Consider the following 22621-nt stretch of genomic DNA (forward strand, 5'->3'; position numbering starts at 1 on the left):
CCGCCCCTTCCCGTCCCGAACCTGGGGCTCCGCCCCGGACCCCGCTCCTCAAACGCCGGAGAGGCTGGATTTCAGCCTCTCCGGCGTTTGAGGAGCGGGGGTTCGGGGGCAGCGCCCCCGGAGGACGGGAACGGGAAGGGGCGGCGGGGGCGAAAAACTCAGTCCAGATATCCCCGCAACTGATCCGCGAAGGCGTGATCGCGGAGCTTGTTCAGCGTCTTGGACTCGATCTGCCGTATCCGCTCACGGGTCACGCCGAAGAGGCGGCCTATCTCCTCCAGGGTGCGCGGACGCCCGTCGACAAGGCCGTAGCGGAGCTGGACGACCTTGCGCTCGCGTTCGCCGAGGGTGGAGAGGACCGCCTCCAGGTGCTCCCTGAGCAGCAGGAACGCGGCCGACTCGACCGGGCTCGCGGCGTCGCCGTCCTCGATGAGGTCACCGAGCGCCACGTCCTCCTCCTCGCCCACCGGGGCATGCAGGGAGACCGGCTCCTGCGCCAGCCGCAGCACCTCCCCGACCCGCTCGGGAGGCAGATCGAGGTGTGCCGCGACCTCGCCCGGCGTCGGCTCGTACCCACGCTCCTGCAGCATCCGCCGCTGCACCCGCACCACCCGGTTGATGAGCTCCACCACGTGCACGGGCACGCGAATGGTCCGGGCCTGGTCGGCCAGCGCACGCGACATGGCCTGGCGGATCCACCACGTGGCGTACGTGGAGAACTTGTACCCCCGCGCGTAGTCGAACTTCTCCACCGCCCGGATCAGCCCGAGGTTCCCCTCCTGGACCAGGTCGAGCATGGTCAGCCCCCGGCCCACGTACCGCTTGGCGACGGACACGACGAGCCGCAGGTTCGCCTCGATCAGCCGCCGCTTGGCCATCCGTCCCATGACGACGAGCCGGTCCAGGTCGACGGCGAGCCGGCTGTCCAGATCGGGGGCCAGCCGCAGTTTCTCCTCGGCGAACAGCCCCGCCTCGACACGGCGGGCGAGTTCGACCTCCTCGGCGGCGGTCAGCAACGGGATGCGCCCGATCTCGCGCAGATACTGCCGGAAAAGGTCCGAGGAGGGGCCCCCGGTCTCGGCACGGACGGGCGCGACCGGCTCCTCGACGGACGGGGCCGGCTCGGGCGGTGTCCCGGGATGGTGCGCGACGCGGCTCTGCGCGGGCACGGCGACGAGGACGCCGGCGTCGGGCTGGGTGAGGATCTGGGTCTGGGTCTGCACGGGGGCGACCTCCAGGATGATCGCTGCCAGGGGGTGGGGCAGCGGTACTTCGGGAACGGAGTCGGCGGCCTCGCCGCTGTCCGTCCCGTACGCGATGAGCACAACCGCGGATGTCCGGGACCCGTCGGTGACGGATCGGCCGCGCTCCGAGGACTCAGGCACCGGGACCAGTGTGGGGTACGACACATCGTCCCCACGAGGGGCGTGCGATGACTTTTTGCGTCCGGTCGGTGACCGGCCGGTTACCGGGACCCTCCCCCGGCCGCCCTCACAGCGCGGCCGGGCCGTGCTCCCGCAGGGCCTGGTCGTACTGCTGGAGCACCCACAGCTCGTTCTGCACGGCTGCCAGTTCGCCCGGATCGCCGTGGGTGCTGAGGCGGGTGAGGCGGCTGGTGATGTCACGGATGCGGCGCTCGACCGCGCGGCGGCGGACGGTGACGAGCTGGGCGCCCGCGTAGGTCTCGTCGACCCCCTTGACGCCCCGGTGCAGCATGATCGCCTCGACGGCGAGTTCGGTGACCATGGCGCGGACGGTGTCGTCGGGGGCGGCCTCGCGGACCCGGATCAGGTACTCCTGCGGGTCCTGCACGCCGTGCTCCGCACCGCCCGCGTCCAGGATCGCCTGGCGTACGGCCGCGTAGGGCGGGGCGGTGAACTCGTCGACGCCGTACGCGTCGAAGGCCGGGGAGACCAGCTCCGGGCGCTGGAGGGCGAGCTTGAGCAGTTCGCGTTCGGTGGCGAAGACCGGGTTGCGGAGGTTGAGGGCGGGACCGCGCGGGGCGGCCTGGGCCGGGGCGTACTGCTGGGGCCCACCGCCGCCCCCGCGCTGCCGCTGGTCCGGTGCCGGGCCCTTGCCGCCGCGTTCGCGGGCCCAGCGGGCGAGCTGGGCGACCCGCTTGACGACGAACTGGGTGTCGAGGATGCCGAGCATCCCGGCGAGCTGGACGGCGACCTCGTGCTGGGCGCCGCTGTTCTTGATCCGGGCGACGATCGGCGCGGCCTCGTCGAGGGCGGCGGCGCGGCCGGCCGGGGTGTCCAGGTCGTAGCGGACCACGATCTGGCGGAGGGCGAACTCGAAGAGCGGGGTACGGGGTTCGGCCAGGTCGGCGACGGCCTCGTCGCCCTTGGCGAGGCGCAGGTCGCAGGGGTCCATGCCGTCGGGGGCGATGGCGATGTAGGTCTCGGCGGCGAACTTCTGGTCGTCCTCGAAGGCGCGCAGGGCCGCCTTCTGGCCGGCCGCGTCGCCGTCGAAGGTGAAGATCACGCGCGCGCTGCCGTTGTCCATGAGGAGGCGGCGCAGGATCTTGATGTGGTCGCCGCCGAAGGCGGTGCCGCAGGTGGCGATGGCGGTCGTCACCCCGGCGAGGTGGCAGGCCATGACGTCGGTGTAGCCCTCGACGACGACCGCGCGGGAGGCCTTCGCGATGTCCTTCTTCGCCAGGTCGATGCCGTAGAGGACCTGGGACTTCTTGTAGATCGCCGTCTCGGGGGTGTTGAGGTACTTCGGGCCGGTGTCCGCCTCGTAGAGCTTGCGGGCGCCGAAGCCGACGACCTCCCCGCCGATGTCGCGGATCGGCCACATCAGCCGGCCGCGGAAGCGGTCGATGGGGCCGCGGCGGCCCTCCTGGGAGAGGCCGGAGAGGATCAGCTCCTTGTCGCTGAAGCCCTTGCCGCGCAGGAAACGGGTGAGGTGGTCCCAGCCCTGCGGGCTGTAGCCGACACCGAAGTGGACGGCGGCGGCCTGGTCGAAGCCGCGGTCGGCGAGGAAGATCCGGCCGGTGTCCGCCTCGGGGGAGGTCGCGAGCTGTTCCGCGTACCACTCGGCGGCGATCTTGTGGGCCTCGACCAGACGGATGCGCTCACCGCGCTGGTGGGTCGGGTTGTACCCGCCCTCCTCGTAACGCAGGGTGATGCCGGCCTGCCCGGCGAGGCGCTCGACCGCCTCCGAGAAGGAGAGGTGGTCGACCTTCATCACGAACGTGATGGTGTCGCCGCCCTCCTGACAGCCGAAGCAGTGGAAGAGTCCCTTGCTCGGGCTGACCTGGAAGGACGGTGACTTCTCGTCGTGGAACGGGCAGAGCCCCTTGAGGTTCCCACCGCCCGCGTTCCGCAACTGGAGGTACTCGGACACGACGGCGTCGATCGGGACCGCGTCCCGAACCGCCTTCACGTCCTCGTCATTGATCCGTCCTGCCACGCGTAGATTCTACGGGTGCGCCGTGACGTCTCCGGGGCGTGGAGCGCCACGGAGGGGGCCCGGGACTGTGACATACGCGGCTCCACCGCGTGGACGCGACCGGCCGCGACGGCGCCGCGGCCGCGACGGACGGAGGAGATCCCCGAGGAGGGGCCCGGTGTCGTACGCGGTCTCCCGGCCGGTCCGGCGTGCCCTCACACCTCCGTCGCGTAGACGTGCTCGTACCAGTCGCTGCCGCCGTCGGCCGGGTCGTGGTCCGGGTCGTGCTCCCACTCGCTCCTGTCCACCTTGAAGCTCGCGCCCGGCATGAGCAGGACCTCCGCCTCGGTGCCCTGGTACTGGTGGAAGGGGTCGATGTCACGGCCGTACTTCCCGGTGAGCGTCAGCTCCAGGAGGATCCGGTGCGTCTTCGTGCCGGAGACCCGCTGGCCGCGCATGAAGCCCAGGGCCACGGACTCCTCCCTGCTGGTGCTGTCGAAGGAGCTCGTGAAGACGGAGCCCGGCCGGTAGTTCAGTGCGGCCTGCTTGCCGAGCCGGTAGACCGACTCGTCCCCGCCGAGGTTCCAGTCGCCGCGGAAGACGGTGCCGGTGACGGGAGGCAGCCGGTTCAGCGCCTCCATCGTCATGTCGGCGTGCATCTTGAGCTCCTCGAAGAGCGCGGGGGCGATGACCTCGATCCGCGCGTCGATGACGGCCATCGCCGCCTTCCTGGCCACCGGGTCCGTGCCCCGGGCGGCCGCGAGCTGCGGCCCGATCACCGGATCCTCGTCGAGGGTGGGCACCGGCTCCTGGTTGTGGCTGTTCTGGGCGGCCCAGCTGAGCTGTCCCTTGATCTGCCGCAAGGAGACGGCCTCGGCGCCGGCGGTGGCCACACCGGCGGTGCCGTACGGCGCGTACCCTCCGGGCAGCAGCCGGCTGCGCACCACCGAGTTGATCATCTGGTGCGCGCCGCCGGTGTACGTCATCAGCGCGGTCGCGTGGGCGGGCTTGAACGTCTTCGCGACGGCCTCGGTGGAGGCGCCGTGGTTGTCCGCCTTCCACTGGGCGATGCGCGCCGTGGGCGTGGTGTCGCCCGCCACGAACTCGTCGTACTTGTCCGGTACCTCGCCCGCCGCGACCTGGCCGGGTTCCATGAAGCCGCTCGTCGCGGGGTCCTCCGTACGCGGCTTGTTGGCCTCGGCGAGGTACATCAGCTCGTGCGGGAACTGTCCGTCGGCGCAGACGTGCTGCCTCAGCTCCTCCTCCGTGAAGGGCGCGATGTTCTGGTACATCAGCGCCGCGCCCCTGCCCGCCCGGGCCGCGGACTCGCCCGGCCCCTTGACCCCGGCCGCCCAGGAGCCGCGCAGGATCTCGTAGAGCGAGTGGTCCCAGGACGGCAGCATCCAGCCCATCACGGCCATCCGGTAGTCGAAGACGTCCACCCCGGGCACGTTGATCCACTGGAAGGTCTTGAGCATCCGGGTCGTGGTCCCGGACATGCCGGCGACGGTCGGGATGCCGCGCGCGGCGTTCTGCTTCGGCCAGGACTCGTTCTGCTGGATCTCCCAGTAGGCGGTGCCCTCGTCCCAGGGCAGCTTGTCGTCCGGGCCGGTACTGCCGGCGAACGCCAGCTCGCGCGCGCTGAGCGGGGCGCCCCGGTCCGCGTAGTCGCGGGGGGTCTTGCGGTTGGCCTCCTTGTCGGCCTGGCTCCGCGGCTTGCGCGGCCCCTGGCTGTTGATCATCTCGCGGGTGTCACCGGCGAAGGTCTCCGGGTTCGACTGCCACAGCAGGTTGCCCAGCGCGTACGGGTCCTTCTCGTAGTTGTAGCCCTTGCCCACGAGGTTCGCCACGGCCCACATGGGCGGCCGGGACCAGCTGTTGAGGAACGCGGAGTGCTTCTTCAGCTCCTCCTCGTTCATGCCGAGGGTCGACGCGAGCTGCGGTTTGGGCCCGATGATGCCTTCGAGGACGTGCTTGAGCGAGAGTTCCGCTCCCTTGTTGTAGTAGGCGGCGTTGTAGACGGCCGTGATCAGCTCCCGGACGTTGCCGTCCCGGGAGAAGAAGTCCTTGATCTGTTCGGTGGCCATCCCCTCGCCCACCTGCCCGGCGCTCGTTTTGTCGTTCTTGAAGAACGACTTGTTGGCGAGTGCCGGGTCCTTGTGCTCCGAGTGGGCGTAGGCGATGAGCAGCTGCTTGAGCCGGTTCACGGTCTTGCGCGCCGCGGCGAGCGCCTTCGGATGCCCGAAGGAGTACGCGCCCAGCCGCTTCTCGAACTCCTCGGCCGCCGCCTGCCAGTCCGTCTTCGCGTAGTACTGGGCGTGGTCGAAGGGCGCCTCGCCGCCGCCGGCGCGCTGTACGGCGGTCTCCCCGCCGGAGTGGGCGGGAGCGGCCGCCGTCCGCTGCACGGGCGCCGCCCCGGTGGGCACGGGGCCGGCCAGGACACGACGGGCGTTCTCCTCCGCCGCGCGTTCGAAGCGGTCGGAGGGGTCCGAGACGCTGAGCCCCGAGCCGTTGTCGGTACCCGCGACCGGCCCCTGACGCTGCTGGATGACGTGCGTCAGCTCATGGGCCAGGGTGTGCCGGTCCGCACCGCCGGCCCCGATGACGACATGGCTGCCGGAGGTGTAGGCGCGGGCCCCCACCTCGGCTGCCGAGCGCTGGGCGGCCACCCCGGTGTGCAGCCGTACGTCGGAGAAGTCGGCGCCCAGCCGCGCCTCCATCTCCGTGCGGACCGCCCCGTCCAGCGGCCGTCCGGCGGTACGCAGCACGTCCGGCACGGACGAACGCTGCACCGGCGCGGACTCGCCGTGGCCGCAGGAGGGGCCGTGCGCGTGGCGCTGCACGGGAGTGGGGTCGGCGTGGCCGCAGGAGGGTCCGTGCGCGTGGCGCTGCACCGGCGCGGACTCGTCGTGGCCGCAGGAGGGGCCGTGCGCGTGAGGCCCGGCCTGCCGCTGCCGTTCCAGCGCCTGGACGACGGCGGCGTTGCCGGCCGCGCGCTGCAACGCCAGCAGCCGCCTCGCGGCCGCCGGGCCGCCGGACCCGGTCGGGCCCGCCGGTCCGGTGGCGTCGGTCGAGCGCGCGGCAGCAGGCACGGTCCGGGCGGGACGGGCGGCGGTGTCCTGCTGATCCTGTAGATGCATGCTCCGATCATCGGCCATCCCGCCCCGGGACATCCAGGCCCTCTGCTCTCCAATTCGCTTGCCTGCGGCGGAACTTGCACCGCAGGGGACCCCGCTCGGCCCAGCTGCGAGGCACCGCTCACCGGAGCCGGCCCGACCCGGACGACACCCCCTAGGCCCCGACGCTCTCCAACGGCACGTGCGGATCCGCCAGCGTCTCCGTGTCCACCCGCACGCCGGAGCGGATCAGCCTCTGGATCGGCTCCGTGACGTCCCACACGTTCACGTTCATCCCGGCGAGCACGCGCCCTTCCTTCACCCAGAACGCGATGAACTCCCGCTTCCCCGCATCACCACGGATCACCACCTGGTCGTACGATCCCGGCGGCGCCCACCCGGAGTACTCCATCCCCAGGTCGTACTGATCGGTGAAGAAGTAGGGGACGCGGTCGTAGACCTCCTCCCGGCCCAGCATGGAGCGGGCCGCCGCCGGCCCGCCGTTCAGCGCGTTGGCCCAGTGCTCCACCCGCAGCCGCGTGCCGAAGAGGCCGTGCGGGAAGGACGCGACGTCACCGGCCGCGTAGATGTCCGGGTCGGACGTACGCAGCCGTTCGTCGACGAGGACGCCGCCGCCGTCCGCGCGGCCGGCGAGCTCCAGTCCCGCCGCCTCCGCGAGGGCCGTGCGGGGGGCCGCGCCGATCGCCGCGAGGACGGCGTGCGCGGGGTGCTCCTCGCCGTCGTCGGTGCGGGCGGCGAGGACCATGCCGTCCTGGCCGGTGATCTCGGTGAGCGTGGCACCGAAGTGGAAGCGGACGCCGTGCTCGCGGTGCAGCTCGGCGAAGAGCTGGCCAAGCTCGGGTCCGAGGACCGAGTGCAGCGGGGTCTCGCCGCGGTGGACGACGGTGACCTCCGCGCCGTACTCGCGGGCCGCCGCCGCGATCTCCAGGCCGATCCAGCCGGCGCCGGCGATCACCAGATGGCCGTTGTCGCGGCCGAGGGAGGCCAGGACGCCCTTGAGGCGTTCGGCGTGGGCGAGGCGGCGCAGATGGTGGACGCCGACGAGGTCCGTGCCGGGGATGTCCAGGCGGCGGGGCTCGGCGCCGGTGGCGAGCAGCAGTTTGTCGTAGCGGACGACGGTGCCGTCCTCGCCGAAGCGGACGGTCCTCGCGGCGCGGTCGACGGCGTCGACGGTCTGGCCGAGGTGCAGCTCGACGTCGTGGCGCGCGTACCAGGCGGGCTCGTGCACGAAGACGCTGTCGCGTTCGTCCTTGCCGAGGAGGTAGCCCTTGGACAGGGGCGGACGCTCGTAGGGGTGGTCGCGTTCGTCGCAGATCAGTATCACGCGGCCGGTGAAGCCCTCCGCTCTCAGCGTCTCGGCCGCCTTCGCGCCGGCCAGTCCGCCTCCGACGATGACGAATGTCTGATCCGCGTCGACCACGTGATGCCTCCTCGTAACGGTGTAGCCACCTGTGAGCGTCCCGCACTCAGCATGATGCCGTAAGGGGGAGCGACCCGATCAGGCCGTACGGCTCATGCCTGCCCCGTGAGCCGGGCGTGAAGCGAGCGGGCCGAGGCGTCGGTGAGTGACGCGATCTGGTCGACGATCACGCGCTTGCGGGCGCGGTCGTCCGGGGCCCGCTCGAACAGGGCGCGGAACTGGGGGTCCATGCCGCCGGGGGCGCGGGAGGTGAGCGCCTCGGCCAGTTCGAGGACGACGATCCGCTGGTCGGCGCGGAGCAGTTCCTGTTCGGCGCGCTGCATGACGTACCGGTCGGCGACCGCCTTGAGGACCGCGCACTCCATGCGGGTGCTGCGCGGTACGACGAGTTCGGCGCCGTATCTGGTGAGGTGCCCGGTGCCGAAGGCCTGCCGGGTGGCGCCTTCGGCGGCGAGGCAGAAGCGGCCGATGAGCTGGCTGGTGGCGTCCTTGAGGCGGGCCTGGGCGACGGCGGTGCCGTCGTAGCCGTGCGGCCACCACTCCTGGTCGAGGAGGCGGTCGAGGGCCTCCTCGAGTTCGGCGGGGTCGGTGTCGGCGGGGACGTACCGGCCGACGGCGACGGCGAAGACGGCTTCCCGCTCCGGATCGGAGTGCAGGCAGTTCGGGTCGATGTGGCCGGCGTGCAGGCCGTCCTCCACGTCGTGCACCGAGTAGGCCACGTCGTCGGACCAGTCCATGACCTGGGCCTCGAAGCAGGTGCGGGTGCCGGGGGCGTCCTCGCGGAGCCAGTCGAAGACGGGACGGTCGTCGTCGTAGACGCCGAACTTCGGGGAGGCCGGGTCGGTGGGGTGGGCGCCGCGGGGCCAGGGGTACTTGGTGGCGGCGTCGAGGGCTGCGCGGGTGAGGTTGAGGCCGACGGAGCCTTCGGGGGTGAAGCGTTTGGGTTCGATGCGGGTGAGGAGGCGGAGCGACTGGGCGTTGCCCTCGAAGCCGCCGCAGTCCTCGGCGAACTCGTTCAGCGCCTGTTCGCCGTTGTGGCCGAAGGGCGGGTGCCCGAGGTCGTGGGAGAGGCAGGCGGCCTCGACGAGGTCGGGGTCGCAGCCGAGGGCGGCGCCGAGTTCGCGGCCGACCTGGGCGCATTCGAGGGAGTGGGTGAGGCGGGTGCGGGGACTGGCGTCCCAGACCTGGCTGCGTTCGCCGGGGGTGACGACCTGCGTTTTTCCGGCCAGGCGGCGGAGGGCGGCGGAGTGCAGGACGCGGGCGCGGTCGCGTTGGAAGGCGGTGCGGCCGGGGCGTTTGTCGGGTTCGGGGGCCCAGCGGGCGACTGACGTCGGGTCGTATGCGGGGGGTGGTGCGGCGCCTTCCATGCCCCGACAGTACGGGGCGGGTGTGACAGCCGGGGGGTTTCCCACCCTCCGGAGGGGGCCGCGTCCGTGTCGTTCCGGGGCCCGGACGAGGCGGCGCACCGTCACACTCGCTGTCACCGGTGCCGGCGGCACCCGCACGACCCGCTACGTGCCGTCCTTGGAGGCTGCGCCCCCGGGCCCCTCTTTCTCGCGCGGTTCCCCGCGCCCCTCGGATGTCCCCGCGCCCCTTCAGACGGCCGACGCCAGCTCCATGGGCGCGGTGGACGGAGTGCGCAGAGCCTGGTCGTAGCGGTGGAGGAGGAGGTGGGCCGTCGCGGGGTGGGTGCCGAGGGGCGCGGAGGCGATGCCCGGCGCCGCTGCCGCGCATTCCGTGGCGAAGCGGCCGGGGGCCGTGAAGTAGGAGGCCACGGCCACGCGGTGGCGGCCCCGGGCGGCCAGGGCGCGGACGGCGTCGGGGACCGTGGGGGACGCGGCGGAGGCGTAGGCGGGGACGACGGGGACGCCGAGGCGTTCGGCGAGCAGTCGCGCGGTGCGGTTCGTGTCGATACCCGACTCGGGGTCGCGGGAGCCTGCGGCGGCGAGCACGATGCCGCTCGCGCGGCGGGTCGCCTCGTCCGCCGGGGCGCGCCAGCCGGCCTCGGTGAGGCGGGCGTGCAGGGCGTCCACGAGCAGGGGGTGCGGGCCGAGCGGCGCGGCCACGCGCGCGTGCAGTCGTGCCCCGGCGGCCATCCCGGGGATGTCCCGCTTGACGTGGTAGCCCCGGCTGAGCAGCAGCGGTACCAGGACGGCGGCCCCGGTGCCGTGCGCGTCCAGCTCGGCGAGGGTGTCGGGGAGCAGGGGCGCGTTCAGCTCGATGTGGCCCAGGTGCACGGGCAGGCCCGGCCGCAGTGCGCGGACGCGGTCCAGGAGCTGCCGTACGGTGATCGGCGCGCGCGGGTCGCGGCTGCCGTGGGCCACGACGACGAGGGCGGGAGGGTTCGTGGTGTACGTCGTCATGCACCGATGGTGGACGCGGCACGTTGCCTTCCCGTTGCGCGGGCGTGACGGGTGTTTTCCCGCGGTTCACGATGTGGACGGCGGCGGGTGTGAGGCCGTTCGGCCTGTGGGTTCGCGCCGGCCGTGAAGCCGGTCACAGTGCGTGACGTGAACCGGAGGGCTCGGCGGGGCGTCTCTCACGGTCGAGGACCGATCGGGGAGGGCCCGTCCGATGCGCCGTTTCAGAGTCCGCCGCCCGCGTCCGCCGCGTACCCGTACGGGGCAGCGGCGGCTGGTGCAGGGGGTGGTGGCGGTGTGCGTGCTGGCGCTGCTGCCGGCGACCTGGCTGCGCGTGACGACGGACGACCGGCTGCGCACCACCGCCGATGTGCCGCGCACCGACGTCGCCGTCGTCTTCGGCGCGGGTCTGTGGGACGGGGAGCCGTCGCCGTATCTCGCGCACCGGCTGGACGCGGCGGCGGAGCTGTACCGCGCGGGGCGGATCGAGGTGGTCCTGGTCACCGGCGACAACAGCCGAGAGGAGTACGACGAGCCGGACGCGATGCGCGCGTACCTGACGCGGCACGGCGTCCCCGACACGCGGATCGTCAGCGACTACGCGGGCTTCGACACCTGGGACTCCTGCGTCCGCGCGAAGAAGATCTTCGGCGTGGACCGCGCGGTGCTGATCAGCCAGGGCTTCCACATCCGCCGCGCGGTGGCCCTGTGCCGGACGGCCGGCGTCACCTCGTACGGCATCGGCGTGGACGACCGCCACGACGTCACCTGGTACTACGGGGGCGTCAGGGAGATCTTCGCGGCGGGCAAGGCGGCACTGGACGTCACCTTCCGCCCGGACCCGCACTTCCTCGGGCCGAGGGAGCCGGGGGTGGAGCGGGCGCTCGAGGAGGCGTCCGCGCGGAGCGTCGGATGAACCCCTCACCGTGGGGCGCGGCCGGCGGGGAGGCCGCCGTACCCGGGGTGTAACAACGGCCGGTGCGGTGCGTAACACCGGGGGCGCAGCCTGGGCGTATGCGAGACACCGTGACGCCCACGCACTGCCCTTACTGCGCCCTGCAGTGCGGGATGAATCTGACGCCGGCCCCCGACGGGAGAGCCGTCGAGGTGAGTGAGCGCGTCGACTTCCCGGTGAACCGGGGGGCGCTGTGCGGGAAGGGGCGTACGGCGCCCGCCGTGCTGTCGTCGAGCGTGCGGCTGACCTCGCCGCTGGTGCGGTCCGAGGGGGGCGCGCTGGTGCCGGCCTCCTGGGAGGAGGCGCTGGCGCGGGTCGCCGAGGGGCTCGGGCGGACCCGTGCGGAGTACGGGGCGGACGCGGTCGGGGTGTTCGGCGGGGGCGGGCTGACCAACGAGAAGGCGTACTCGCTCGGGAAGTTCGCGCGGGTGGTGCTGGGGACCTCCCAGATCGACTACAACGGGCGGTTCTGCATGTCGTCGGCCGCGGCGGCGGGCGGCAGGGCGTTCGGTCTCGACCGCGGGCTGCCGTTTCCGCTGGAGGACATTCCGCGGACCGGGTGCGTGATCCTGGTCGGGTCGAACCCGGCGGAGACCATGCCGCCGTCGCTGCGGTACTTCACCGAACTGAGGGAGAACGGCGGCACGCTGATCGTCGTCGACCCGCGCCGTACGAAGACCGCCGAGCAGGCCGATCTGCACCTGGCGCCGCGTCCCGGCACCGATCTCGCGCTGGCGCTGGGTCTGCTGCACCTGATCGTCGCCGAGGGGCGCACCGACGAGGCGTACATCCGGGAGCGCACCAGCGGCTGGGAGGAGACCCGGGCCGCCGCGATGGCGCACTGGCCGGAGTACGTGGAGCGCATCACCGGCGTGCCCGTTCCCGAACTGCGGGAGGCCGTACGGATGTTCTGCGAGCCGGAGGCCGCGATGGTGCTCACCGCGCGGGGGCCCGAGCAGCAGTCCAAGGGCACGGACACGGTGGGCGCGTGGATCAACCTGTGCCTGGCGACGGGGCGGGCGGGCCGGCCGCTGTCCGGGTACGGGTGTCTGACCGGTCAGGGCAACGGACAGGGCGGGCGCGAACACGGCCAGAAGGCCGACCAGTTGCCCGGCTACCGCAAGCTGACGGATCCGGTGGCGCGGGCGCATGTCGCCGAGGTGTGGGGCGTGGACCCCGACTCGTTGCCGGGGCCGGGGCGCAGCGCGTACGAGCTGCTCGACGCGCTCGGTACGGACATCCGCTCGCTGCTGCTGATGGGCTCCAACCCGGTGGTGTCGGCACCGCGCGCCGCGCACGTCGAGGAGCGGATCCGCTCGCTGGACTTCCTGGCGGTGTGCGACGTGGTGCTGTCGGAGACGGCCGCGCTCGCCGATGTCGTCCTGCCGGTGACGCAGTGGGCGGAGGAGACGGGGACGACGACGAACCTGGAGGGGCGGGTGCTGCTGCGGCGGCGGGCGATCACGCCACCGGAGGGCGTCCGCAGCGACCTGGAGGTCATGCACGAGCTGGCCGCGCGGCTGGGCGGGGGGAGGAACCTGGAGAAGGGCTTCCCGACCGACCCCGAGGAGGTCTTCGAGGAACTGCGCCGGGCCAGCGCGGGCGGGCCCGCGGACTACTCCGGGATCACCTACAGGAGGCTGGCGGAGGAGAACGGCGTCTTCTGGCCGTGCCCGGCGGACGGCCCGCCGGCCGCGGGCGGGACCGGAACCGGTCCTCGCAGCGTTGGCGGCGGCGGACACGCTGCGCGGGGCGCCGCCGAGCTCGACGACCCGACGCGGGCCGGCGGCACCGGCCGGCTCGACACCGCCGACGGTGCTCCCGCCCCCGGCGTCCACCCCGGCACCCCCCGCCTCTTCCACGACCGGTTCGCCACCGAGGACGGGCGGGCGCGGTTCGCGCCGGTGTCGCACCGGGCGGTCGCCGAGGAGCCCGACGACGAGTACCCCGTGCTGCTGACCACCGGGCGGGTCGTGGCGCAGTACCAGTCCGGTGCCCAGACCCGCCGCGTCGACGAGCTGAACGCCGCCGCACCCGGCCCGTTCGTGGAGCTGCACCCCCGGCTCGCGGAGCGGCTCGGCGCGGCCGAGGGCGAGCCGGTGGCCGTGGTGTCCCGGCGGGGACGGGCGGTGGCGCCGGCCAGGATCACGACCGCGATCCGGCCGGACACGGTGTTCATGCCGTTCCACTGGGCCGGTGAGGGCCGCGCCAACACCCTCACCAACCCCGCCCTCGACCCGGTCTCCCGGATGCCCGAGTTCAAGGCGTGCGCGGTACGGCTCGAGGCGGTGGAGGCCGGCCGGCCCGCGCCTTCCTCGCCGTAGCGGCCACGGGTGCGTGCCGGGTGAGAATCGTTCCGCCAGGTTCCGCCGACCGTCCGCGCAGGTGAACGTGATCCTCCCCTTCTTCGTCTACGGCACCCTCCGCCCCGGCGGGACCAACCACGACCTCTTCCTGCGCGGCCGCACCCTGCGCGAGGAACCCGGCCGGCTCCGGGGCGCGGTGCTGTACGAGGGGCCCGGATATCCGTACGCCGTCGAGGAGCCGGGCTCCGTGGTGAGCGGGGAACTGGTGACCGCGCTGCCGGAGGCGTACGCGGGGCTGCTCACCGAGCTGGACCGGCTGGAGGAGTACGTGCCGGGCGATCCGCGCAATCTCTACGAGCGGGTGGCGCGGGACGTCGTCCGGGCCGGCGACGGCATGACGGTGCGGGCCTGGGTGTACGTCGCCGCGCCCGCCGTCGCCGCCCGGCTGCGGGTACGGGGGAAGGCCGTCGAGGGCGGGGAGTGGCGGGGATGACGGCCGGCGGGTCACCCGGACGACGTCTCGCGGCCGCGCCCGCCTCCCCGCAGGGGATCCTCGCGGACACACCGGTCACCCGTTCACCCCCGTGTGCCGCACCCTTCGGGTGCTTCACCGCGACCGGATCGGCACGGCGCCGGTGACCTGCTGAAACGCCACAAAGGACGGCGGCCGTCCGGGTGCGCCTGACACCCGTTCAGCCCGCCTCCTGACGACCTCTCAGGAAGCGGTACGGCCCCGGTGGCACTTACCTCGAAAAGGCAGGGACGCGTCCGACAGCGGCACATGGGGGTGCCGCGGGCCGTGGCCCCGCCGTGAACCCGAGGGAGCATCGATGCGACGTACCGCCCGGCTGCTGACCGGCATGACCGGCACCGCGCTCGCCGTGGCCACCGCGGGGCTGCTCGCCGCGCCCGCGCACGCCGGGGAGAGCGCCGGCACGACGGCGGGGAGCCTGGAGGTGTACCCGTCCTCGGTCGCGCCGGGATCCCACGTCACGGTGAACACCGCGGCGTGCGGCGACGGAGGGACGGCGGCGGGCGACGCCACCGCCGTGGGCGCCGGCCGGTTCACGCTGGCACCGAGCGCGCACGAACGGGACGCGATCGGACAGTTCCAGGTGCCGCCGAGCGCGCAGCCGGGAACGTACGAGATCGTCGCCGCGTGTGACGGGAGCGACCGGCGGGTGGCCGGTGACCTGGTGGTCACGCTGACGCCCGACGCGCGGCAGGTGGTTCCCCGGGGGAGTGTGAAGACGGGGGTCGGGGGCGCGCTGGGCCCCGACCCCGTACAGACCGCGGCCGGTGTGACGGCTCTCGCCGTCGCCGCCGCGGGCGGTACCTGGCTCCTGCATCGCCGGGCGAGAGGCGATGACATCTGACGGGCACCCTCCGCCGCCCGTCCCCGCCGGTACCGCACGTCCCCTCCCCTCCGGGTCCGACGCCCCTCGCGGCCCGGAGGGGGCACGGGGACCGATTCGAGATGAGGTCGGTCCGTCATGCGCCGCAGGTTCCGCCGGGCCGGGGGTCCGGGCAACGCAGCGATAGCCGCCGTCACGGTGTGCGCCCTGTGTGCGGGGATGTGGCTGCTGCACGACGGGACCGGGACGCAGGCGCCGCCGCAGCCGTCCGCCGCCCAGGCGCACACGGGGGACGACGACCGCGGCGCGGACCGGGCCTCGGCCCCCGCCCTGCCGCCCTCCCCTCCCGACCGCGTCCGTATCCCCGCGATCGACGTGGACGCGCCCCTGACCGGCCTCGGTCTGACGAAGACCGGCAGTCTCGACGCGCCCCCGGCCGACCGCGAGAACCTGGCCGGCTGGTACGAGGCCGGCACCACCCCCGGTGAGACGGGCACCGCGATCATCGCGGGCCACGTCGACAACGCCAAGGGCCCCGCCGTCTTCTACTCCCTCGGCGCCCTGCGCAAGGGCGGCACCATCGAGGTGGACCGCCGCGACGGCACCGTCGCCGTGTTCACGGTGGACGCGGTCGAGGTGTACGACGCTCAGGACTTCCCCGACGGGAAGGTGTACGGGGCGGCGCCCCGCCCCGAGCTACGGGTCATCACCTGCGGCGGGGGCTGGTCCCGGACCACCGGCTATCAGGGGAACGTCGTCGTGTACGCCCATCTGACCGGCAGCCGCTGAGCCGGGAGACACCCCTAGGGACGGACCGCGAGCGCCGGCGGATAGTTGTCGCCGTCGGCGTTGACGATCACCCAGCCGTCGCCCGCCCGGACCAGCTGCGGGCCGCTGTCGAGCTTGAGCGAGATGTCGCGCACCGTGGTGCCGTCCTCCTCGCCCACCCGGGTGCCGTCGTCGGCGGTGAGCGTCCACATGCGCTGGGACTCGCCGAGTACGGCCACCCGGTCCGGGCCCACGGGGGCGAGGGCGGCGACCCCGGTGCCCAGGTCCGTGTGCCAGCGGCGGCGGCCGTCGTCGAGCGAGTAGGCCGCGACCCGCTCGGGGTGGTCCGAACCGGGCTTCGCGGCCGCCACGATCAGGTTCCCGTCGGCGACCACGGTCCGGAACACCGGCCGGGCGGCGAACTCGGGGTCGAACCCGGTGAGGGCCAGGTCCTCCTCGTCGGCGGTGAGCGGGATCGTCACCGGTTCCCGCCTCGGGTCGTCCGGGTCGCCGTAGGACAGCACGGCGGCGAGGCCACGCTCGTCCTTCTCCTGCACCAGCAGGGTGAACGGCTCGGCGGAGAGCACCGCGGCCGAGGTCAGGTAACTCTCGACCGGCAGCTCACGCCGGCTCAGCTCCTTGCCCGTGGCGGTGTCGAGGGTGAGGAGGAACGCCGAGTGGAAGTCGCTGTAGCCGCCGCAGGTCACGGCGACCGTGGTGGTGCCGCCGGCGGTGGAGGCCGTCACCGGCTCGCACTCGACGTCGTCATCGGCCTCGGTCCCGGCGGCGGGGACGGGCTTCGCGGTCCAGCGCACCGCGCCGTCGGTGAGCCCGTACCCGTGGACCGAGTGCTCGCCCAGCGCCACGGCCACGCCCGCGTCGGCGGAGAGCAGCCCGCCGCCGCCCTGGTAGAGCCCCGGCGTCACACCGGTGATGTTCCGCTCCCACACCTTGCGCCCGCTGCGTACGTCGACGCCCCACACGGTGCCGCAGGGCTTGCTGTCCCGCGCGAAGGCGACCAGGCCGATGCCGTCGACGATCCGCTCGCTCATCGCACACACCGACTCCCGCACGGGCGCCCGCAGCACCCACCCGCGGTCCCCGCTGCCGGAGTCGTACGCGACCAGCGCGTCGGTCCGGGCACGCACGACCGTCTTCGCGTCCTCGCCCACCGCCCAGGCCCCGACGCCGCGCACGCTCGCGGGCCGGTCCGCTCCGGCCTGCCAGGCGCGGTCGAGCACCGGTCCGCGCATCCAGAGGTAGGCCTGCCAGCCGGGCCACAGCGCGATCAGCACGCCCGCCGCCATGAGTGCGCCCGGCACGGCCTTACCGGAGCGGACCCGCTTGAACTCGGCGAAGGCGAGGGTGAGCCCGATGAAGCCCACGAAGGTGAGCACGAACGCCAGGATGAGGGTCGGCGTCGTACCCTCCGGGCAGGGGCTGTACCTGCCGCCGCAACTGCCGCCGGGTATGGACGTCCACCCCAGCCAGTGGAACTCCACCGCGAGCCCGACCAGCGCGCCCGCTCCGACCACCAGCCCGGCGGCCTTCACCCATGACCGCGTCCCGGACGGTCCGACGTCCTCGACCATCTTCTCCCCCACCCGTGTTCTGTTCTGCGGCGCTCCCCAGCACCGGCCGCCCGCGTCACGGGGCGGCGCTGGAGCCTAACCCGTACGTATGCGCGTCGGTCACCTTGATCACCCGGCGTGTCGCTCAGGCCAGCCACTGCTCGTACGCCAGGTTCGCCACCAGGGCGAAGACGACCGTCAGCAGGACGACACGGACGAAGCCGCTGCCCTTCTTCAGGGCCGTGTGCGCGCCGAGCGTGCCGCCCGCCAGGTTGAACACCGCCATCAGCAGCGCCAGTTGCCACAGCACCGCGCCCTGCCAGGCGAACATCGCGAGCGCGCCGGCGTTGGTGCAGCAGTTGACGATCTTGGCGGTGGCGGAGGCGGTGACCAGGTCGAGGTGGAGCAGGGCGGTGAGCGCCAGGACGAGGAACGTACCGGTGCCGGGGCCGATGAGACCGTCGTAGAAGCCGATGCCGAGGCCGGCCAGGCCGATCGCGGCGAGGATCTGACGGCGGGTCGCCGGGCCGGTGGCGGGGGCCGTGCCGAAGGCGGGGCGCAGGATCACGAAGGCGGCCACGGCGAGCAGCACCACCATGATCACCGGTTTGAGGACCTCGGTGCTCATCCCGGCCGCGAAGAAGGCACCGCCCGACGATCCGGCGAGGGCCGCGAGGCCGATGCGTACGGCGGTCTTCACGTCGACCGGCGCCTTGCGGGCGTACGTCACCGCCGCGCCCGTGGTGCCTACGATCGCGACCGCCTTGTTGGTGCCGAGCGCGTGCGCGGCGGGGGTGCCGGCGGGCAGGCCGAGCAGCAGGGCGGGCAGGAGCAGCAGCCCGCCGCCGCCTACCACGGCGTCGATCCAGCCGGCGGCGAGGGCGGCCAGACAGAGCAGGACGACCGTGGTCAGGGAGATGTCGGGCATGGTCGGGAGCCTATGGACGAGATAGATGCCACGTCCATCAAGATGAGCGTTACTTGAGGTTGCCGACGGGGTCGGCCTCCTCACACCCGCCGCGCCCCTCCGCTGAGGGCAGCGTTCCGCGCGGGAAACAGAAGGGATGCCGACGGGTAACACCCGCACCGCAGGCTCAAGGGCATGACCTCGAATGAGCGTGTGGTGGTGATCGGCTCCGGCCTCGCGGGCGTACGACTCGCCCGGCGGCTCGGCGAGCTCGGCACGCCCGTGACGCTGATCGGCGAGGAGGAGCACCGCCCGTACAACAGGGTGCTGCTCGCCGAGGTGCTGGCCGGACGTTACAGCCCCGAGGTGATCGCCCTGCCGGCGCCCGCGGAGCTGACCCGCGCCCGGGTGACCGGCATCGACCGCGCGGCGCGGACCGTCGCCTGCGCGGACGGTTCGGCGATCGCATACGACAGGCTCGTCCTGGCCACCGGCTCCAACCCCGTACTGCCGCCGCTGCGCGGCCTGTTCACCGAGGACCACGAGCTGCCCGAGGGCGTGCACGCGTTCCGCACCCTGGACGACTGCCTGGGCCTGGCCGAGGCGGTACGGCCCGGGGTGCGGGCGGTGGTGATCGGCGGCGGGCTGCTCGGGGTCTCCGCGGCCCGCGCGCTCGCCGTGCGCGGCGCGCAGGTCGTCCTCGCCCAGCAGTCCGAGCGGCTCATGGAACGGCAGCTCGACCCGGCCGCGTCCAAGCTGGTCGAGCGGCATCTGACCGACCTCGGCGTGGAGGTGCACACCGAGTGCCGGGTGCGGGACGTGCGCTGCGTCGGCGGCGCGGTCCGCTCGGTGGAGATGGCCGACGGTTACGCCCTCGACGCCGACCTCGTGGTGCTGGCCTGCGGGGTGCACCCGAGGACCGGTCTCGCGCAGGCGGCCGGGCTCGACGTCCGCAAGGGCGTCGTCGTCGACGACGAGCTGCGCACCTCCGACCCGTACATCCACGCGATCGGCGACTGCGTCCAGCACGCCGGCACGGTGTACGGGCTGGCCGCCCCGGCGCTGGAGCAGGCCGACGCGCTCGCCGCGCTGCTCGCCGGGGACACCGGCGCCCGTTACACCGGCACCCGCTCCCTGACCCGGCTCACCCTCACCGGCCCGGACAGCCCCTTCGACCTGGCCGCGTTCGGCGAGACCGAGGCGCTGCCGGGCGACGACGTCGTCCAGCTCACCGATGCCACCCGGGGCACCTACCGCAAGGTCGTCGTCCGCGACGACCGCCTGGTCGGCGGGGTCCTGGTCGGCGAACTCGGCACCGTCGGCGCCCTCGCGCGCGCCTGGGAGGGAGCAGAGCCGCTCCCGTCCGCCGGCGGGCCCCTGCTCCACCTGCTCACCAATGACGGAGGCTCCTGATGTCCACGGACACATCGACCATCGTGCTCATCGGCCACGGCATGGTCGGCCAGCGTTTCCTGGAGGCGCTCGCCGAGCGCGGCCTGACCGCCACGCACCGCGTGGTCGTGCTGTGCGAGGAGCCGCGTCCGGCGTACGACCGTGTCCAGCTCACCTCGTACTTCTCGGGGAGGACGCCCGAGGACCTGTCGATGACGGACCTGGCGTTCATCGAGGAGCACGGCATCGAGCTGCGCGTCGGTGACCCGGCGGAGACCGTCGACCGCGAGGCGCGCAGGGTGACGGCCCGCTCCGGGCTGGTCGTCGACTACGACGTCCTGGTGCTGGCCACCGGCTCCTACCCGTTCGTGCCGCCGGTGCCGAACAAGGACGCCGAGGGCTGTTTCGTCTACCGCACGATCGAGGACCTGCTCGCGATCGAGGAGTACGCGAGGAAGTCGACGACCGGTGCCGTGGTCGGCGGCGGTCTGCTCGGCCTGGAGGCGGCGGGCGCGCTCAAGGGCCTCGGACTCACCTCCCACATCGTGGAGTTCGCGCCGCGCCTGATGCCCGTACAGGTCGACGAGGGCGGCGGCGCGGCGCTGCTGCGCACCATCGAGGAGATGGGCCTGACCGTCCACACCGGTGTCGGCACCCAGGAGATCGTGGTCGGTGAGGACGGCGCCGTCACCGGCATGAAGCTCTCCGACGGTTCCGAACTCACCACCGACCTGGTGGTGTTCTCCGCCGGTGTCCGCCCCCGCGACCAGCTGGCCCGTGACTGCGGTCTGACGGTCGGCGAGCGCGGCGGCATCGCGGTCGACGAGCAGTGCCGTACGGTCTCCGACCCGCACGTGTTCGCGATCGGCGAGTGCGCGCTGGCCGCCGACGGCCGGGTGTACGGCCTGGTCGCGCCCGGTTACGAGCAGGCCGAGACGGTCGCCGCGACCATCGCCGAGGACGAGTCGTCCTTCACCGGCGCCGACCTGTCCACCAAGCTGAAGCTGCTCGGCGTGGACGTGGCGTCCTTCGGCGACGCGCACGGCACCGCCGACGACTGCCTGGACGTCGTCTACTCCGACTCCCGCGCCGGCCTGTACAAGAAGCTGGTCATCGGCCGCGACGGCACGCTGCTCGGCGGCATCCTGGTCGGCGACGCGGAGGCGTACGGCACCCTGAAGGCCTTCACCGGCTCCGTCCCGCCGGTCTCGCCCGAGTCGCTGGTGCTGCCGGCCGGCGCGGGCGCTCCCGTGCAGCTCGGCCCGTCCGCGCTGCCGGACGACGCGATCATCTGCTCCTGCAACAACGTCCGCAAGGGCACGATCCGCGAGGCCGTCACCGAGCACAGGTGCACCACCGTGCCCGAGGTGAAGAAGTGCACCAAGGCCGGTACCACGTGCGGCAGTTGCGTCAAGGTCCTCGGCCAGCTCGTCAACGCCGAGCTGGAGGCGAGCGGCGTCGAGGTCGACAAGGGCCTGTGCGCGTGCTTCTCCCAGACCCGCGAGGAGCTGTACGAGATCGTCCTCGCCCTGCGCGTCACCTCCTTCCGGGACCTGCTCGACCGCCACGGCCGCGAGGCCGCCCGGGGCGGCGACGGCTGCGAGGTCTGCAAGCCGACGGTCGGCTCGATCATCGCCTCCCTCGCCCCGACGATCGGCGCCGGCACCCACGTCCTCGACGGCGAGCAGGCGGCCCTCCAGGACACCAACGACCACTTCCTGGCCAACCTGCAGAAGAACGGCTCGTACTCGGTCGTGCCCCGCATCCCCGGCGGTGAGATCGCCCCGGAGAAGCTGATCGTGATCGGCGAGATCGCCCGCGACTTCGGCCTCTACACGAAGATCACCGGCGGTCAGCGGATCGACATGTTCGGCGCGCGGGTCGAGCAACTCCCCGTCATCTGGGCCCGGCTGGTCGACGCCGGCTTCGAGTCGGGGCACGCCTACGGCAAGTCGCTGCGCACGGTGAAGTCCTGCGTCGGACAGACCTGGTGCCGCTACGGCGTCCAGGACTCCGTCCGCATGGCGATCGACCTGGAACTGCGCTACCGGGGGCTGCGCTCCCCGCACAAGCTCAAGTCCGCGGTCTCCGGCTGCCAGCGCGAGTGCGCCGAGGCCCAGTCGAAGGACTTCGGCGTCATCGCCACCGCGGGCGGCTGGAACCTCTACGTCGGCGGCAACGGCGGCGCCACCCCGCGCCACGCGGACCTGCTCGCGCAGGACCTCTCGGACGCCGAACTGATCCGCCTGATCGACCGGTTCCTGATGTTCTACATCCGCACCGCCGACCGCCTGGAGCGCACCAGCGTGTGGCTGGACCGCATCCCCGGCGGCCTGGACCACGTACGGGACGTCGTCGTCCACGACTCGCTCGGCATCTGCGACGAACTGGAGGGCCTGATGGCCGCCCATGTCTCGCACTACCGCGACGAGTGGGCCGAGACCATCAACGACCCGGAGAAGCTGGCCCGCTTCGTGTCCTTCGTGAACGCCCCCGACACCCCCGACCCGGTGGTCGCGTTCGTCCCCGAGCGCGACCAGATGAAGCCCGACCTGCCGCTGCTGAACATCGGCCTGCGTCCCGCCGACGAGATCCTGGAAGGAAGCGCCACGCGATGACCCTGGCACTCGAGACCACCGATCTGAAGGTCCAGCTCCGCCTCGCCGACGACTGGTTCACGGTCTGCGACCTGAGCGCGCTGCTCCCCGGCCGCGGGGTCGCCGCCCTCCTCCCCGACGGCCGCCAGGTCGCCGTCTTCGCCGACCGCACCGGCCGCCTGTACGCCATCGACAACCGCGACCCCTTCACCGGCGCGGCGGTCCTCTCCCGCGGCCTGACCGGCACCCACCAGGGCCGCCCCTTCGTCGCCTCCCCGCTCCTGAAGCAGCGCTTCGACCTGGAGTCGGGCCAGTGCCTGGACGACGAGGCGGTACGGGTGACGGCGTACGAGGTGAAGGCGGCGTAGCCGGGCGGGCGGGCGCCTGTCGAGTCCGGGTCGCACCGACCGGTGGGCGGGGCCGGCGAGTCACAACCCTGGTTCCGCCCGCGTTC

General features: G+C 73.0%; 16 protein-coding genes. 8 read left to right on the forward strand and 8 right to left on the reverse strand.

The features are described 5' to 3' along the window. Positions 1–158: 158 nt before the first annotated feature. The 6 genes from ACFV5H_RS09230 to ACFV5H_RS09255 form a co-directional block, all read right to left on the reverse strand. Positions 159–1385 (reverse strand): RNA polymerase sigma factor, encoded by a 1227-nt coding sequence (locus ACFV5H_RS09230; protein WP_385048915.1) that lies wholly within the window; start codon positions 1383–1385, stop codon positions 159–161. 106 nt (positions 1386–1491) lie between these two features. Next, a complete protein-coding gene (dnaG, locus tag ACFV5H_RS09235; RefSeq protein ID WP_385048918.1) occupies positions 1492–3420 on the reverse strand; it encodes a DNA primase in 1929 nt (642 codons plus the stop codon). 194 nt (positions 3421–3614) lie between these two features. Then, complete coding sequence (locus tag ACFV5H_RS09240) at positions 3615–6539, reverse strand: DUF4157 domain-containing protein (protein ID WP_385193740.1); 2925 nt, start codon at positions 6537–6539, stop codon at positions 3615–3617. A gap of 151 nt (positions 6540–6690) precedes the next feature. Continuing rightward, the gene (locus tag ACFV5H_RS09245) at positions 6691–7956 is read right to left on the reverse strand and encodes an NAD(P)/FAD-dependent oxidoreductase (RefSeq protein WP_385048923.1); all 1266 of its coding nucleotides are present in this window, start codon (positions 7954–7956) and stop codon (positions 6691–6693) included. Positions 7957–8048: 92 nt separating this feature from the next. After that, positions 8049–9323, reverse strand: a complete 1275-nt coding sequence (locus ACFV5H_RS09250) for a deoxyguanosinetriphosphate triphosphohydrolase (RefSeq protein WP_385048925.1) — start codon at positions 9321–9323, stop codon at positions 8049–8051. Between the two features lie 228 nt (positions 9324–9551). Next, positions 9552–10319 (reverse strand): sirohydrochlorin chelatase, encoded by a 768-nt coding sequence (locus ACFV5H_RS09255; protein ID WP_385048928.1) that lies wholly within the window; start codon positions 10317–10319, stop codon positions 9552–9554. A 211-nt stretch (positions 10320–10530) separates the two neighbouring features. Between ACFV5H_RS09255 and ACFV5H_RS09260 the strand changes: the two genes are divergently transcribed. The 5 genes from ACFV5H_RS09260 to ACFV5H_RS09280 all read left to right on the forward strand — a co-directional run bounded on the left by ACFV5H_RS09260 (position 10531) and on the right by ACFV5H_RS09280 (position 15721). Beyond that, positions 10531–11232 carry a vancomycin high temperature exclusion protein gene (locus ACFV5H_RS09260; RefSeq protein ID WP_385048929.1) on the forward strand — a complete coding sequence of 234 codons (702 nt, stop codon included), beginning with the start codon at positions 10531–10533 and terminating at the stop codon, positions 11230–11232. A 98-nt stretch (positions 11233–11330) separates the two neighbouring features. Next, positions 11331–13595 (forward strand): molybdopterin oxidoreductase family protein, encoded by a 2265-nt coding sequence (locus ACFV5H_RS09265; RefSeq protein WP_385193742.1) that lies wholly within the window; start codon positions 11331–11333, stop codon positions 13593–13595. A gap of 67 nt (positions 13596–13662) precedes the next feature. Next, complete coding sequence (locus ACFV5H_RS09270; protein ID WP_385049112.1) at positions 13663–14070, forward strand: gamma-glutamylcyclotransferase family protein; 408 nt, start codon at positions 13663–13665, stop codon at positions 14068–14070. A 337-nt stretch (positions 14071–14407) separates the two neighbouring features. Next, entirely contained in the window at positions 14408–14953 is a 546-nt protein-coding gene (locus ACFV5H_RS09275; RefSeq protein ID WP_385193744.1) for a hypothetical protein, read from the forward strand. Positions 14954–15070: 117 nt separating this feature from the next. Then, positions 15071–15721, forward strand: coding sequence for a class F sortase (locus tag ACFV5H_RS09280; protein WP_385193747.1), 651 nt, complete (start codon positions 15071–15073; stop codon positions 15719–15721). A 14-nt stretch (positions 15722–15735) separates the two neighbouring features. On the opposite strand, the gene ACFV5H_RS09285 is transcribed toward ACFV5H_RS09280, so the two are convergent. Together ACFV5H_RS09285 and ACFV5H_RS09290 are read right to left on the reverse strand one after the other, a co-directional pair. Further along, a complete protein-coding gene (locus ACFV5H_RS09285; protein ID WP_385193749.1) occupies positions 15736–17304 on the reverse strand; it encodes a PQQ-binding-like beta-propeller repeat protein in 1569 nt (522 codons plus the stop codon). A gap of 112 nt (positions 17305–17416) precedes the next feature. Continuing rightward, on the reverse strand, positions 17417–18199 hold the full coding sequence (locus ACFV5H_RS09290; RefSeq protein ID WP_385048942.1) for a sulfite exporter TauE/SafE family protein: 783 nt from the start codon (positions 18197–18199) through the stop codon (positions 17417–17419). Positions 18200–18373: 174 nt separating this feature from the next. Between ACFV5H_RS09290 and ACFV5H_RS09295 the strand changes: the two genes are divergently transcribed. From ACFV5H_RS09295 to nirD, 3 genes are read left to right on the forward strand one after another with little or no spacing between them, the layout of a single operon-like run. After that, entirely contained in the window at positions 18374–19591 is a 1218-nt protein-coding gene (locus ACFV5H_RS09295) for an NAD(P)/FAD-dependent oxidoreductase (protein ID WP_385193751.1), read from the forward strand. Then, complete coding sequence (nirB, locus tag ACFV5H_RS09300; protein WP_385193753.1) at positions 19591–22188, forward strand: nitrite reductase large subunit NirB; 2598 nt, start codon at positions 19591–19593, stop codon at positions 22186–22188. Before ACFV5H_RS09295 ends, nirB begins: the two co-directional genes overlap by 1 nt. Next, positions 22185–22535 (forward strand): nitrite reductase small subunit NirD, encoded by a 351-nt coding sequence (gene nirD, locus ACFV5H_RS09305; protein ID WP_385048951.1) that lies wholly within the window; start codon positions 22185–22187, stop codon positions 22533–22535. The genes nirB and nirD overlap by 4 nt, the downstream gene beginning before the upstream one ends. Positions 22536–22621: the final 86 nt, after the last annotated feature.

The sequence above is a fragment of the Streptomyces sp. NPDC059787 genome (genome assembly GCF_042732315.1).
GTDB lineage: Bacteria > Actinomycetota > Actinomycetes > Streptomycetales > Streptomycetaceae > Streptomyces > Streptomyces atrovirens.

Excerpts from the sequence above, each read along its gene's own strand:
- ACFV5H_RS09265 (WP_385193742.1), top strand. The coding sequence starts at position 11,331 with ATGCGAGACACCGTGACGCCCACGCACTGCCCTTACTGCGCCCTGCAG.
- ACFV5H_RS09260 (WP_385048929.1), top strand. The coding sequence starts at position 10,531 with ATGCGCCGTTTCAGAGTCCGCCGCCCGCGTCCGCCGCGTACCCGTACG.
- nirD (WP_385048951.1), top strand. The coding sequence starts at position 22,185 with ATGACCCTGGCACTCGAGACCACCGATCTGAAGGTCCAGCTCCGCCTC.
- ACFV5H_RS09290 (WP_385048942.1), bottom strand. The coding sequence starts at position 18,199 with ATGCCCGACATCTCCCTGACCACGGTCGTCCTGCTCTGTCTGGCCGCC.
- ACFV5H_RS09295 (WP_385193751.1), top strand. The coding sequence starts at position 18,374 with ATGACCTCGAATGAGCGTGTGGTGGTGATCGGCTCCGGCCTCGCGGGC.
- ACFV5H_RS09280 (WP_385193747.1), top strand. The coding sequence starts at position 15,071 with ATGCGCCGCAGGTTCCGCCGGGCCGGGGGTCCGGGCAACGCAGCGATA.
- ACFV5H_RS09250 (WP_385048925.1), bottom strand. The coding sequence starts at position 9,323 with ATGGAAGGCGCCGCACCACCCCCCGCATACGACCCGACGTCAGTCGCC.
- nirB (WP_385193753.1), top strand. The coding sequence starts at position 19,591 with ATGTCCACGGACACATCGACCATCGTGCTCATCGGCCACGGCATGGTC.
- ACFV5H_RS09240 (WP_385193740.1), bottom strand. The coding sequence starts at position 6,539 with ATGCATCTACAGGATCAGCAGGACACCGCCGCCCGTCCCGCCCGGACC.
- ACFV5H_RS09255 (WP_385048928.1), bottom strand. The coding sequence starts at position 10,319 with ATGACGACGTACACCACGAACCCTCCCGCCCTCGTCGTCGTGGCCCAC.
- ACFV5H_RS09275 (WP_385193744.1), top strand. The coding sequence starts at position 14,408 with ATGCGACGTACCGCCCGGCTGCTGACCGGCATGACCGGCACCGCGCTC.